Source organism: Pseudomonas sp. TMW 2.1634 (genome assembly GCF_001703595.1).
In the GTDB taxonomy this organism is placed as follows: Bacteria; Pseudomonadota; Gammaproteobacteria; order Pseudomonadales; family Pseudomonadaceae; genus Aquipseudomonas; species Aquipseudomonas fragi.
Genome location: NZ_CP016849.1, coordinates 433413 through 447233 on the forward strand (window position 1 = coordinate 433413; position 13821 = coordinate 447233).

General features: G+C 60.6%; 8 protein-coding genes and 1 pseudogene. 7 read left to right on the top strand and 2 right to left on the bottom strand.

The features are described 5' to 3' along the window. Positions 1 to 571: 571 nt before the first annotated feature. Entirely contained in the window at positions 572 to 1120 is a 549-nt protein-coding gene (locus BFC21_RS02140; protein WP_120265622.1) for a hypothetical protein, read from the bottom strand. Positions 1121 to 1488: 368 nt separating this feature from the next. On the opposite strand from BFC21_RS02140, the gene BFC21_RS02145 reads away from it, so the two are divergent. The 3 genes from BFC21_RS02145 to BFC21_RS02155 all read left to right on the top strand — a co-directional run bounded on the left by BFC21_RS02145 (position 1489) and on the right by BFC21_RS02155 (position 3510). After that, entirely contained in the window at positions 1489 to 2004 is a 516-nt protein-coding gene (locus tag BFC21_RS02145) for an AAA family ATPase (RefSeq protein WP_088377033.1), read from the top strand. 383 nt (positions 2005 to 2387) lie between these two features. Next, positions 2388 to 2615, top strand: coding sequence for a hypothetical protein (locus BFC21_RS02150; RefSeq protein ID WP_081481032.1), 228 nt, complete (start codon positions 2388 to 2390; stop codon positions 2613 to 2615). A 226-nt stretch (positions 2616 to 2841) separates the two neighbouring features. After that, positions 2842 to 3510 carry a DUF3313 domain-containing protein gene (locus tag BFC21_RS02155; protein ID WP_088377034.1) on the top strand — a complete coding sequence of 223 codons (669 nt, stop codon included), beginning with the start codon at positions 2842 to 2844 and terminating at the stop codon, positions 3508 to 3510. A gap of 72 nt (positions 3511 to 3582) precedes the next feature. Here the strand turns inward: BFC21_RS02155 and BFC21_RS02160 are convergent, their stop codons facing one another. Beyond that, positions 3583 to 3789: a hypothetical protein gene (locus BFC21_RS02160; protein ID WP_016780385.1), complete on the bottom strand. Its 207-nt coding sequence runs from the start codon at positions 3787 to 3789 to the stop codon at positions 3583 to 3585. A 344-nt stretch (positions 3790 to 4133) separates the two neighbouring features. Here BFC21_RS02160 and bcsQ point away from each other — a divergent pair, with 344 nt between their 5' ends. From bcsQ to BFC21_RS02180, 4 genes and pseudogenes are all read left to right on the top strand, one after another. Continuing rightward, the gene (gene bcsQ, locus BFC21_RS02165) at positions 4134 to 5213 is read left to right on the top strand and encodes a cellulose biosynthesis protein BcsQ (protein WP_120265623.1); all 1080 of its coding nucleotides are present in this window, start codon (positions 4134 to 4136) and stop codon (positions 5211 to 5213) included. Continuing rightward, a pseudogene (gene bcsA / locus BFC21_RS02170) lies at positions 5210 to 7432 on the top strand (UDP-forming cellulose synthase catalytic subunit). The gene bcsQ and the pseudogene bcsA overlap by 4 nt, the downstream one beginning before the upstream one ends. Then, on the top strand, positions 7432 to 9738 hold the full coding sequence (gene bcsB / locus BFC21_RS02175; RefSeq protein ID WP_088377036.1) for a cellulose biosynthesis cyclic di-GMP-binding regulatory protein BcsB: 2307 nt from the start codon (positions 7432 to 7434) through the stop codon (positions 9736 to 9738). Before bcsA ends, bcsB begins: the two are co-directional and overlap by 1 nt. Before the next feature lie 66 nt (positions 9739 to 9804). Then, complete coding sequence (locus tag BFC21_RS02180) at positions 9805 to 13782, top strand: cellulose biosynthesis protein BcsC (RefSeq protein ID WP_088377037.1); 3978 nt, start codon at positions 9805 to 9807, stop codon at positions 13780 to 13782. Positions 13783 to 13821 lie beyond the last annotated feature (39 nt).

Consider the following 13821-nt stretch of genomic DNA (forward strand, 5'->3'; position numbering starts at 1 on the left):
TCAAATGGCTGAGGGCCCGCATTTGGCCGATTGCCGCCAACATTCAGATGATTTTGTGAAAGAGATGGGATCAATTTGGTCGGCAGGACGCTCGGAGAGGAGTTACAGGTCACGGCTTGTTTGAATTTCATACCGGATTATAAATCAGTCTCTGGCCGGCAGCTGTGATACCTCAGAGTTAAACCTGACTACTGTATGAAAATACAACGCTAAGTTATTGATTTATATAGGCTGATCCAGCGATTTTAGTCGACTGATTAAGCCAATAAAACCTATTTAAATCATACGGTTAGCACCTACATCTGGTCACCTTGACATGGTGGGGGTCGTTGGTTCGAGCCCAATCGCGCCTACCAAACAAAATCCGCTCTGCTGGGCGGTCTGGAAGGGCTCACCGAAAGGTGGGCCCTTTTTTGTTGTCTGCGATTTGCAAAACTTTTGCAAAGCCCCCACCTCAGAGCGCCAAATCAGCACCCACCTCCAGGTATTCAATACCTTTCTCTGTGTGCCCATCCTGATGGTGTTTGCTTGCCTTCGCGTGCGTGTGCCGCATCACGGCTTATCAAGGGGTTTAGAACAGCGCATAGCTGTAGATTGTGCCGGGAATATGGTTGATGGCTGTGCGCGATTGGTAATACGACAGTGGCGTTCCAGACATTTTTGACTCAATCAGTTCTGGCAGATCAATTCCATCATCAGTCTGAAAAATGCCCAACGCCCAATAGGAGCGCAGGTCTATTTCGGATTTCCTGATTTTTGCAACTTTCTTCAAGTCGCCAATCATATTGGCGATGCAGTTACCTAGCTGCTGGTGTTGCTTGATTTCAAGCGCAAGATACCGATCTGCAGCCCAGTGTTTTTTTCTAATGATGAAATCAGGCCTCAAGAAGGCGCGTTCTCTCTCCATCCGATAGTCGAACTCAAACGGGTACTCGCGCGACCATTCGGGTTCTGATTCATGCTCTGAAAGAAACCGAGCAAACTCCACCTGGAACCAGATTTCCCAGCCAGTGATGTCTTGCGCTGCAATAACCTTGAAGGCCGATTGCAGGCTGCGCTGTTTGAAGAACTTTGCGAGCAGCTCGCTCACGTATTCGAAGTCCACCTGCGGCTTTTTCATGATTGTTCTCTGGACGCGTGGCTGGGATAGCAGCGTTAATACGGCGCCTAGGGATACAGGCATTGTGCCATTATTTCAAGCGGCAGAGACGGCGGTGTGCTGTCGCTTGTTCTGTTCGGTTGGGTGGGCAGAAGCTGATGGTTTTATGGCTCTGTATCGGGGAGGCATGGCTTTATGCAGCTACCGAGCCCTTGCACCGGGTGAGCCTGAATCAGTGCCGTCAGTTGAGTGGCCTGCCGATCTTTCTCTGCGGGCGTTGGCGCAGAGCCGCGCCGTTTGCCCATCGGCCAGGGGCGCAGGCTTGTGCCAGCATCCATCGGTTGGCGCGTGTATAACGGGCAGTCGTCAGACTCATTCAAGGACATAACATGCTTATTGTCTTCAGCGGCCTTCCAGGCACCGGCAAAACTACTCTTGCAAGGGATCTTGCCAGTCGAGCAGGGGCCGTGTACCTGCGGGTCGATACCATCGAGCAGGCGATTCGTAACGCCGGCGTTCTGGCAAAAGGTGTGGGCACGAGCGGTTACAAGGTCGCCAATGAGCTTGCCCTGAGCAATCTTGGTTTCGGTCACACGGTGATCGTTGATTGTGTAAACCCGGTCGCTGAAAGCCGAAAGGCATGGGCCGACATCGCTCAATGCGCTGAGGTGCCCTTGGTCAATATCCAGGTGATCTGTTCTGACAGGCACGAGCATCAGCGCCGGGTGGAAACCAGGGTGAGTGATATACCCGGTTTGATACCGCCCACCTGGCAGTCTGTTCTCGATCATGAGTATGAAGCGTGGGGCCGTGCGCCATTTTGCATAGACACCGCCCGCACCTCTCAGGCGCAGGCCGTGGCGCTGATCGCGGAGCGGCTTTTATCCGGGCCGCCTCTGGGCTGAAAGTGGTTGGAGCATCCCGGTGCTTCTGACGCCGGGTTTTTGTCCGCATCGGAGTGGGATCTGCCTGCGGATCACACTCCGATGCGACCTCCCTTGAGGGATCGGGCAGTTAGCGACAGGCTGTCGTTGGCGCTGGTTGTTCGGTATGGGCCTATACCTGTAATTGAAGCTGGATCAGGTTAATTTGCACTGCTTTTTGCTGGTTTATTTATCGTTGATTGGCATCTCGCGACCCAAGCCTGAATGGGGCGCCGGTGCAAGTGACTGGACCAGGCAGGACCTCTGTTCCAGGGCGCATTTGTTGCCAGGGATGCAGCAGGTGACGAGGAATTATTGGGCGTTTTTGCGGTCATATTTATGACCTTTTCTTTCAGGACGCTCACATGAAGCGCACAACCCTATTGATCCTGGCCGCCTCTGGCGCTTTCTTGCTCGGCGGCTGCGTGCCGATCTGGGACGACGGCGGCCGGCATGGTCATGATCGCGGTTACGACTCGGGCCGGGGATACGACCGGGGGCACGATGATCGGGGTTATGACCGCGGCTACGATCGTCGCGACAATGATCACCGGTATGACCGCAATCGCGACCGTGACGACAGGGACGACTGATCCACTGGCTGTCTGTGCGCAGCGTGTCAGGCACGCTGCGCTTGATTGACTATCCCCCGTCATTTGTTTCATCCCTGCAACATCCTTGCTTCCCGGAAATAAACCGGACATCTGCCAGCAATTGCGCTCAGGCAAGCTGCGCGCAATTGGCCCCGTCGCGCTCGTTCAGGCGCCCCGGGCTGATCAGAACCCTCCTGTAAAACACCGTTCCGGGAATTCCTGCTCCATGCGAACCAGTCGTTCACTGCCGTTGCTGGCTGCCTTGTCCATTTTGCTTACGGCCTGTGCCAGCAAAACCATCCCGCCTGAAGACTATTCGGGTTTTCTGTCCGACTACAGCCAGCTGACGCAAAAGCAGTTGCCGTCTGGGCAGGCCGTGCTGTCCTGGGTAAGTCCTGACCTGGATATCAGCCATTACACTGGCGTCTATATCGAGCCAAGCAAGTTTTACCCGTGGGTGCTGCCGACCGGGCGGGGGCCGCAATCCACCCTTTCAGCTATAACCGGGTATTACGATGCCGCGCTCAAGCGTGAACTGGGTAAGGTCATGACCGTTGTCGCGGCCCCGGGCCCTGGCACACTGATCGTCAGGCCCGCGATTGTCTCGCTGTCGGCAAGCACCCAGGGCCTGCACTTTTATGAATACCTGCCGGTGACCCTGCTCGCCGCAGGTGTCAGCACGGCCGCCGGGATACGCGACCAGGACAGCGAAATCAGTACCGAGATAGCCGTGATCGATGCCGCCGATCAACAGGTGGTCGCGCAAGTGGTGCGCAAGGGGACGGGGCTGACTCTGGAAAATGATTCGCAGGTCATGACACTGGATGACTTCAAGTGGGTGCTCGATGGCTGGGCGCTGGATATGCGCCGCGAATACTTGTCCAGCCGCCATTAAGAGCCGGTCAAGTGTTGCAACAGGGCTCGCCGTCAGGCGGGCTTTTTTTTGCCTGCGATATATGTGCTTCCCTCACACAACTTCAAGTGCAGCCTGAATCTGATCGGCGTACTTGTTCAGATTATTCATCTCCGTCTGCAACTGTCCGGAACTGGCTGAGTTCAAGACCTTGGCCTGGATCAAGGTCAACGCAGCCGCGACGGCCAGTTCTCGTTTGCCTTCCGGGCTGGCAGCACCAAAAGGGGTATCGCCCCTGAGGTTTTTGAAATGCTCAGACATGATGCTCTCCTTATCGTTGCGGGTTCGAAACCTGCCATTACCGGCAACCGGTAGTCCCTAAAGTTTAGGGCAGTTTTCCTGCGTCTGTACGCGTCTATCTCGCCCTGTAAAAGCCCTGCCGTTACAAAGGATTGGGTGGAAGTGCTGAGGACGAGGCGAGTAGCGCCAAATAAAAAATTGTCTATTTCGTCAATAAAATGGCTAATAACCCAATTACTTGTCCTTGTAATGGCGATATTAATGCAATTTTGTTCAATTTATTGACGATGTCATTGTGATGGCTTATTTTGGCGCCCAATTGCTGGCCATGCGTCGTGAATACTCAGTGCGGAAGGAACCTACTTATGAGTCGTACAGACGACATATCGAATTTGTTCAGCAGGTTCGGCGCCACTTCGGACAGCTATCACGAGTTTGACAGTCAGTTCGATTACCCCAATACACTCCCGGCCCAGGTTAAATCCCCGCTGCCTGCTCAAGCCACGGCCCCTGTACCGGTTGACCTGCCGCCGGTTGCGCCCGCGCAGGAGGTGTTGGTGCAACCTGAAGTGCAGGCGCCGCCGATGAGCTCTGCCGACGTTGCAACCCCGCTGCGTAATTTGCTCGCCGAGGTGGCACTGGCCCGTCAGGCCGAGACTCAGGCTTTGCAGGCGCAATTGCGCACACCACAGTGCAAGGCCCGTGTCGTCGTGCTGGTCTCGGCCAAGGGCGGGGTGGGCAAGACCACGCTGGCCGCCAGCCTGGCCAGCACCTTGCGCCTGGAGGGCGGCAAGACCCTGGCCATTGACCTTGATCCTCAAAATGCCCTGCATCATCACCTCGGCATTGCATCAGGCGTGGCCGGCATAGGTTGTACCGACTGGAGCAGCCACCTGCAGCAGGGCTTCAACGACGTGCAAGTGTTGCCCTACGGCGTGTTGAGTGATGAGCAGCGCAGTGCCCTGGAGCGTGAAATGAGCCAGGACCGCCACTGGCTGGCCCGGCAACTGGAGCGCATGGCGCTGGGCGTGCGTGACCTGGTGATTGTCGATACGCCCAGCGGCCGCTCGGCGTATCTGCAGCAGGCGCTGGACGTGGCCGATCAGGTACTGGTGGTCACTGCCGCCGATGCGGCCAGCTTTATTGCCCTGGAGCCTATGGACCGCCTGCTGGGTGCCGACGTTGCACGCAGTTATGTGGTCAATCGGTTTGAGCCCGACCGTGAGTTTTCCCGTGACATGCTCCAAGTGCTCAAGCGCCGCCTGGGTGCTCAGTTAATGGCCGTGATTGCTCAGGATCATAGCTTTGGCGAGGCTCTGGCGTATGGCCGCAACCCGTTGGCAGCGCCAGCCGGGTCTGCAGGTGGGAAAGGGGTTTTGCAGCTTGGCGAGCAACTCAAAACCGCCTTGCAAAGCACCCGTGCGGCCGGGATATCCGCCCCATGAGCCAGTCAGGCAGCGCCCCCCGGGGGGCGCAAAGCCGTTTTCAGCGTTGGGCCCAGGCGCTGTCTGATCGCCTTGATCAGTGGCCAGTGGCGGCGCGCCGTGCGCTGCTGGCCGGCACCGCCGTAGTTTGCGGGCTTTTGGGCTTGCTGATCATTACCGCACCGTTCGATTTCTATGCGCAGTGTCTCTTTGCCAGCGGCTGCTTTGTTGCCGCATTGGTGCTGCGCAGAGTTCCCGGGCGCCTGACCATCCTGATCATGATCGGCCTGTCACTCACGGCCTCGCTGCGCTACATGTACTGGCGCCTGACCGAAACCCTGGGGTTCGACGACTGGGTCGACATGGCGTTCGGCTACGGCCTGGTGCTGGCCGAAATCTATGCCCTGGTGGTGCTGGTATTCGGCTATCTGCAAACGGCCTGGCCGCTGCGGCGCCAGCCGGTATTGCTCAAGAGCCCGCCAAGCGATTGGCCGGTGGTTGACGTGTTTATCCCGTCATACAACGAAGCCCTCGATATCGTGAAGCTGACCATCTTTGCCGCCCAGGCGATGGACTGGCCCAAAGACAAGTTGCGCGTGCATGTGCTCGATGACGGCCGGCGCGAAGACTTTCGCGAGTTCTGCGAGCAGATCAATGTCAATTACATCACCCGCGACAACAACCGGCATGCCAAGGCCGGCAACCTCAACGAAGCGTTGAAGGTCACCAGTGGTGAATTCGTGGCGTTTTTCGATGCCGACCATGTACCGACCCGATCCTTTTTGCAGGTCAGTATTGGCTGGTTTCTGAAAGACCCGAAGCTGGCGATGCTGCAAACGCCGCACTTTTTCTTTTCTCCGGACCCGTTCGAAAAGAACCTCGACACCTTTCGTTCGGTGCCCAACGAAGGCGAACTGTTCTATGGCCTGGTGCAGGACGGCAACGACCTGTGAAACGCCACGTTTTTCTGTGGCTCCTGCGCGGTGATCCGCCGCAAGCCGCTGATGGAAGTCGGCGGGGTGGCGGTTGAAACCGTGACCGAAGATGCCCATACCGCGCTCAAGCTCAACCGCGCCGGCTATAACACCGCCTACCTGGCGATTCCGCAGGCGGCGGGGCTGGCCACCGAAAGCCTGTCGAGCCATATCAGCCAGCGGATCCGCTGGGCACGGGGCATGGCGCAGATTTTCCGTACCGACAACCCGTTGTTTGGCAAGGGTCTGAACCTGGGGCAGCGGCTGTGCTACCTCAACGCGATGCTGCACTTTTTCTACGGTCTGCCGCGCCTGGTGTTTTTGACCGCGCCGCTGGCCTTTTTGTTTTTTGACGCGCAAATCTTCCACGCTGCCGGGTTGATGATCACGGCCTATGCCTTGCCGCATATTTTCCATGCCAGCCTGACCAACTCCACCATCCAGGGGCGCTTTCGGCATTCATTCTGGAACGAGGTCTACGAGACGGTACTGGCCTGGTACATCATGGGCCCGGTGCTGGTGGCGCTGGTCAACCCAAAGTTGGGTGGGTTCAATGTCACCAACAAGGGCGGGATCATCGACGAGAAGTTCTTCGACTGGAAGCTCGCTCGCCCGTATATCGTGCTGCTGACCCTGAATATGGCGGGCCTGGCCTGGGGGCTGCTGCGCCTGGCCCTGGGCGAAGAGGGCGCCACCACCACGTTGCTGATCAACCTGGTGTGGACGCTGTACAACGTCATCATCACCAGTGCCGCCGTGGCGGTGGCCAGTGAAACCCGGCAAATTCGTGCCGAACCCCGGGTTGCTGCGCAATTGCCAGCGCGTTTGACCCGCGCTGATGGCAGCGTGATCGAGGGCATGACCCAGGACTTCTCGCAAAAAGGCGTGGGCCTGCGCTTGCCCGAGGGGGTCAGTGTGCCCCAGGGCGAGCGGGTACAGATCTCGCTGTTTCGCAACCAGCACCTGAGCGTGTTCCCGGCGGTGATTGTGTTTAGCCGCGGCCAATTGCTCGGCGCCCAATTCGATGCCCTGAGCCTGCGTCAGCAAAGCGATCTGGTGCGCCTGACATTCTCGCGCGCCGATACCTGGGCCTCGACCTGGGGGCGCGGGCAGGTCGATACCCCGATGGTGGCCTTGCGCGAAGTCAGCCGCATCGGCCTGCGCGGTATTCATGAACTCTTCAAAGCCTCGGCCATGGAAGTGCGCAGCCTGCTGCGCCGTCGCCGCGTCACCCCATCCACGCTAGAAAATGTCATGGACAAGTGATGATCCCAATTCCTTCAGCCTTCGCCAATGTGCGCCAGCCGCGCCGCGCCTTGGCCCGCCTGGCGTGCGCCTTGCTGGCTGCGTGCGCTGGCGCCGCCAGTGCCAACAGTACTGCGCCAGCCACGGCAGCCGGCGCCACAAGCTACACCGTGACCCTCAAGCAATTGGGCCGCAATTACCCGATGAGCCTGCGCGGGGTGGAGTCCACCGACAGCGTCAGCTTCGATGTGCGTGCCGACTCGATCGTCACCGGTGCCCGTCTCAACTTGCAGTACACCTATTCTCCGGCGCTGCTGGCGGAACTGTCGCAAATCAACGTGCTGGTCAACGATGAAGTGGCCGCCAGCCTGGCGTTGCCCAAGGACAAGGCCGGGCAACTGCAGCAACAGATGGTGCAGATCCCGGCGCATCTGATTACCGAGTTCAACCGCCTGAGCCTGCAGTTTATCGGGCACTACACCATGAGCTGCGAGGACCCTCAGCACTCCAGCCTGTGGGCCAAGATCAGCAACGCCAGCGAATTGGGCATTGATGTGTCCCCCCTGGTCTTGCCTGACGATCTGGCGATCATGCCGCTGCCGTTCTTTGACCGTCGCGATGCCCGTGCCCTGGACTTGCCGTTTGTGTTCGCGGCGGCGCCCGACAATGCCACGCTGGAAGCGGCTGGGGCGCTGTCGTCCTGGTTTGGCGCCCAGGCCAGTTATCGCGGTGCTCGATTCACCTCGGCATTCAACCAGATCCCGGCCAGCGGCAATGCCGTGGTATTGCTCAGTGGCCCTGACGCGTTGCAGGTCGGCAGCCTGAGCCTGCCACCCGCGAAAGGACCGACCCTGACCGTCATGGCCAACCCCAATGACGCCAATGGCAAGTTGCTGGTGCTCAGTGGGCGCGATGGCAGCGAACTCAAGCGCGCTGCGACGGCCCTGGTGCTGGGCAACCAGGCCTTGTCTGGCAACAGTGTGGTCATTGAGCGGATGGAGGTGGTGCAGCCACGCAAACCCTATGACGCCCCGAACTGGCTGCCCAGTGATCGCAAGGTGAAACTGGGCGAGTTGCTGCCAGCCAAGGAGCTGAGCGTTTCGGGTTACAACCCGGGCGATATTGTGGTGCCGCTGAACTTTGCCCCGGACCTGTTTACCTGGCGCGATGCAGGGGCGCCGCTGCACCTGAAGTACCGCTACACGCCGCAAGAGCGATCCAATAACTCGTCGCTGATCATCAGCTTCAATGATGCCCTGATGCAGTCGCAGAACCTGTTGTCCCAGGACAAACTCGACAGCGGCGTGCTCAGTGCCCTGCAGTCCGACGACAGCCTTGGCCGTGAAACCACGCTACTGCTGCCGTTGAATTCGGCAGCCCTGCAGTCGCGCCTGCAACTGCGCTACATGTTTGACTACCTCAAACAGGGCGAATGCAACGACATCATCATTGACAATATGCGCGGGGCCATCGACCCCGAGTCGACCCTTGATGTCAGTGGCTACGACCACTTTATCGCCATGCCCAACCTGGGTGTGTTCAAGGATGCCGGTTTCCCGTTCACCCGCCTGGCGGACTTGTCGCAGACGGCCGTGGTGTTGCCCGATAACGCCGGTACTGCGGACCTGGCGGCCTACCTGACGGTACTCGGCCGCTTTGGTCACGCCACCGGTTACCCGGCGACCGGGGTGCAGGTGCTCCAGGCCGCGCAGGTGGCCAGTGCGGCCAACAAGGACTTGCTGGTGCTGGCGTCCGGCGGCAATCAGCCATTGCTGGCGCAATGGGCCGATCAGCTGCCGGCCAGCAATGCCGAAGGGCAACTGAGCTTGCACCTGTCTGATCTGCCGATGCGCGTGCGTGACTGGTTAAGCCCGGACCCTGAAGCCAACCTGCGCAGAGCGCGCATGGCGATGGCGTTCTCCGGGGGGGCGAACAGTACCTACCTGACGGGTTTCGAGTCGCCGCTCAAAAGCGGGCGCAGTGTGGTGGTGCTTGCCAGCAGCCAGCCCCAGGGCCTGGCCGACGTGACCAATGCCCTGATCGGCGGCGAAGACTATACCCAGTCAATCCAGGGCAGCCTGGTGGTGGTGCGCGGCAAGAATATCGAACCGCTGGTGGCTGATGAGCAGTATTACGTCGGCAGCCTGGGGCCGATCAAGTACCTGCAATGGCTGATCTCGCGCCATGTGGTATTGGCGCTGGTGCTCACCGGCCTGGGCCTGATCCTGCTCAGCGGGCTGGCGTATCTGCTGCTGCGTGCGCGGGCCAACCAGCGCTTGCAGGGCGAACCCGAGCGAGAAATCGATGACTCGAAACCTGACGCCTGATGCGCCGGGTTTTATGGACAAGCACTTCCCTGTACAGGGGAAGCAACAACCGATGTGGGAATTTAAATGTCAGCTCGCCGCCACGCCCTCGCGTTCGGGATCTTTGCAAGCCTGATACACAGCGCCAGCTTTGCCGCCCTTGACGACGCGGGCAAGGCGTTGCTGCAACAGGGTCAATACTGGCAAGCCCAGGATGACCAGGCGCGGGCCACCGAGGTCTGGAAAAAGCTGTTGCTGATCGACCCCAAGCAGGCCGATGCACTCTATGGCCTTGGCATGCTTGAGCTCAAGGGCAAGCGCCTCGACGGTGCCAGCAACTACCTGGGGCAGTTGCGCCGTGCCCACCCGGGCGAACGCCCGACCTTGCTGCTGGAGCAAGCCATCGCAGTGCAGGCGGGCAACAACGCCGAGCAACTGGACACGGCGCGCTTGCTGGTGACCAACGGCGAGCTTGCCAAAGCGGTGCCTATCTACCGCAAGATCTTCGCCGGCAAGGCGCCCCAGGGTGATCTGGCGCTGGAGTACTACAACGCCCTGGGCTATACGCCCGGCGGCTGGAGCGAGGCGCGTCAGGGCCTGGAGCGTTTGCAACAACAGACGCCGGACAACGCCCGGGTACGCCTGGCGCTGGCCAAGTTGCTGGTACGCAACGAAACCACCCGTTCCGAAGGCCTGCGCCGCCTGGCGCAATTGTCGACGGTGCCGGAACTGGGCGGCCAGGCCACTGAAAGCTGGCGCGAAGGGCTGGTCTGGGTAGGCTCGCCACGCCCCGTGGACAAGCCTTTGTTCGAGGCTTATCTCAAGGCCAACCCGGACGACACGGCCATTCGCACGCAAATGAACAGCCGTGGCACCGCGGGTGTGGGGGCGCAGCAGAACCCCCAGGTCGCGCGGGGTTTCAAGGCCTTGCAGGACGATCAACTGGAGGTTGCCGAGCAGGCGTTTGTGGCGCGGCTCAAGGAACAGGCCAGCGACAGCGATGCCCTCGGCGGCCTTGGCGTGGTGCGCCAGCGCCAGGGGCGTTTCGACGACGCCAATGAACTGCTGCGCCGGGCCATCGGCCGCGGCGGCAACCCGCGCTGGCAAGCGGCGCTGGACGGCAACCGCTACTGGAGCTTGCTCGACCAGTCCGAAAAAGCCCGCGCCGGCAATGATCTGTCCAAAGCTCGCAGCTTGCTGCAGCAAGCCATTGCCAGCAAGCCGCGTCAGGCCGATGGCTACATTGCCCTCGCCGGTGTGCAGGCCGAACAGAACCAGCTGGACAGTGCCGAGGCCAGCTACCGTCAGGCCCTGACCCTGGACGCTGACAACCCGGACGCAATGCTGGGGCTGATCACTGTGATGGCGCAAAACGGCCAGGCCAACCGGGCCTTGAAAATGGTCGAGGGGTTGACCCCGGCCCAGCAGCAACGCCTTGGCGATTTGCGCCCGTTGCACGCGGCAGTGGCGGCGGGGCAGGCAAAAAACGCCGAGCGCAGCGGTGACCTCAAGGGTGCGAGAGCTGCGCAGAAAGAAGCGGTACGCAACGACCCCCAGGGCGTGTGGACCCGTTACGACCTGGCGCTGTATTACCTGCAGGGCAAAACCCCGCAGTTGGCCCGCCAGACGATGGATGAACTGCTCCAGGCCAGCCCGCAGCGCCCCGAGGCCCTGTTTGCCAGTGCCTTGCTGGCGAGCCAGATGGGCGAGTGGTCGAACGCACAAGGCACCCTTGAGCGCATACCGGTCAGTCAGCGCACCACGGCCATGCAACAACTGGCCAGCGAGGTGCAACTGCAAGCGCTGGTCAGCCAGGCCACGGCTCTGGCCAGGCAGGGCAACGGCGCCCAGGCCCTGACCCTGCTGCGTCGCGCCGAATTGCTGGCCAACGGCAAGCCGCAGTCGCTGGGCATGCTGGCGCTGGCCTATGTCGATATTGGTGACTCCGAGCATGCCTTGTCGATGCTGCGCAACGCCATCGCGCAAAGCAGTAACCCGCCGCCGGCCTTGCGTCTGGCCTATGCCGGGGTGCTGCTCAAAACCGGTGACGATGAACAGGTCAACCAGTTGCTGCATGAGTTGCAGCGCCAGCCGCTGACCCCGGCCGATCAGCGCAGCTACGATGAAGTGCTGTATCTGTACAGCGTGCGTCAGGCCGACCTGCTGCGGGAGAAGGGCGACCTGGTGGCCGCCTATGACACCCTCGCCCCGGCCCTGGCCCAGCGCCCCGATGATCCGGTGGCGGTGGGGGCCCTGGCGCGCATGTACCTGGCCAACGGCAACAGCGCCAAGGCCATCGAACTGTACAAGCCACTGCTGGCCAAAGCCCCGGACGATGCTCAGCTGCAGATCGGCATGGCCCAGGCGCTGAGCAAGTCCGGCGACAGGCGCGGTGCTGAAACGGCCACCGAAATAGCCCTGGCGCTGGCCCCGAACGATGCCCAGGTGCTGGCCAGTGCAGCGGCAATTTTTCGTGCCCAGGGCAAGAATGCCAAGGCCGGTGAGCTTTACGCCCGTGCCCTGGCCTTGCAGGCGCCGGTCAAGGTACAGGCCAATCCGTTTGCCGGTGCGGTTGCTGCCAACCCCTTTGTCGGCACGTCTGGCCAGCGCAGTCGCTCGCACTTGTCCGAGGCGGATTTTTCGCAAATCCCGGAACCGGCCCAGGTGCAGATCGCGGCATTGGCTGACGACAGCAAGCTCGCGCCGCTCGACGATGAGGTCCAGCCACGGCGTCGTGGCCTGGATGACGAGCGGCGTGTCACAGTGGCCCGCCCGCTGGATCCACAAGAAGAGGCGCGTAAGTCGATGCAGAGCGCGCTCGACCAGATCAAGCAGGAGCGCAGCCCGCGTATCACTCAGGGCGTGACCATTCGCACCAATGACAGCGAATCGGGCCTGAGCAAAATCACCGATGTTGAAACCCCGCTGGAAATCAGCCTGCCGGTGGGGGATAACCGTATCGCCCTGCGCGTGACCCCGGTTTCGCTCAATGCCGGCGCGGTGAAAGACTCGGCCAAGACCCGCTTTGGCGGGCCCAACGACGTGCAGATGGCCGCCGTACAGGACTTGCTTGCCACCCAACCGGATGCTGACTCGTTGAATACGGCCCTGGGCGACCTCAATGGCTCGGCCGGGCGCCAAAAAGACAGCGGCGTGGGCCTGGCGCTGGGCTGGGAAATGCCGGCGCTGGGGCTCAAGGCCGATCTGGGTGTAAGCCCCATGGGCTTTCTCTACAGCACGCCAGTGGGCGGCGTGAGCATTGACCGGCCGTTTCGCGAGGGCAGCAATTTCCGTTACGGGGCGAGCCTGTCGCGGCGTGCGGTCAACGACAGCCTGGTGTCCTTTGCCGGCGCCGAAGATGCGCGCAGCGGTCTCAAGTGGGGCGGCGTCACCGCCAATGGCGGGCGCCTGCAACTGGGCTACGACAACGGCGACTACGGCGTGTATGGCTACGCAGGCCTGTACAAGCTGCTGGGTCACAACGTCGAAGACAACACCCGGATTGAAGGCGGCAGCGGGATCTACTGGTATCTGCTAAACGACGATACCCGCCAGCTGACCACCGGCCTTGGCGTCACAGCCATCCGCTATGACAACAACCAGGGGAACTTCACCTATGGCAACGGCGGCTACTTTAGCCCGCAGAATTTCTTTTCCATCGGCGTGCCGTTCAGTTGGTCGCAGCGCACCGACCGCCTGAGCTACACCCTCAGGGGGTCGGTGGGCCTGCAGCATATCGAGCAAGACTCGACCCCGTACTTCCCTAACGACAGCGCCATGCAGGCCCAGCTGGAGCAGGTCTCGCAAGTGTTTGCCGCGTCCGGCAGCAGCCTGGCCACCCAGTATGCGGGCCAGAACAAAACCGGTATTGGCTACAACCTCGGTGCGGCGGCGGAGTACCGCCTGGGCAACAACTACTTCCTGGGCGGCAGCTTCGGGATGGACAACGCCCAGGACTACAAGCAATGGACCGGCGGTTTATACCTGCGGTACATGTTTGAAGACTTCACCGGGCGCATGCCGATGCCGGTCAGCCCTTATCTTTCCCCTTATTCTTCGAATTAAGCAGCAGGAGTTTTCACCGTGGCAGCATCGATTCTCGCC

Coding starts and splice junctions, on each gene's coding strand:
- BFC21_RS02140 (WP_120265622.1), bottom strand. CDS start 1,120: ATGAAAAAGCCGCAGGTGGACTTCGAATACGTGAGCGAGCTGCTCGCA.
- BFC21_RS02145 (WP_088377033.1), top strand. CDS start 1,489: ATGCTTATTGTCTTCAGCGGCCTTCCAGGCACCGGCAAAACTACTCTT.
- BFC21_RS02150 (WP_081481032.1), top strand. CDS start 2,388: ATGAAGCGCACAACCCTATTGATCCTGGCCGCCTCTGGCGCTTTCTTG.
- BFC21_RS02155 (WP_088377034.1), top strand. CDS start 2,842: ATGCGAACCAGTCGTTCACTGCCGTTGCTGGCTGCCTTGTCCATTTTG.
- BFC21_RS02160 (WP_016780385.1), bottom strand. CDS start 3,789: ATGTCTGAGCATTTCAAAAACCTCAGGGGCGATACCCCTTTTGGTGCT.
- bcsQ (WP_120265623.1), top strand. CDS start 4,134: ATGAGTCGTACAGACGACATATCGAATTTGTTCAGCAGGTTCGGCGCC.
- bcsB (WP_088377036.1), top strand. CDS start 7,432: ATGATCCCAATTCCTTCAGCCTTCGCCAATGTGCGCCAGCCGCGCCGC.
- BFC21_RS02180 (WP_088377037.1), top strand. CDS start 9,805: ATGTCAGCTCGCCGCCACGCCCTCGCGTTCGGGATCTTTGCAAGCCTG.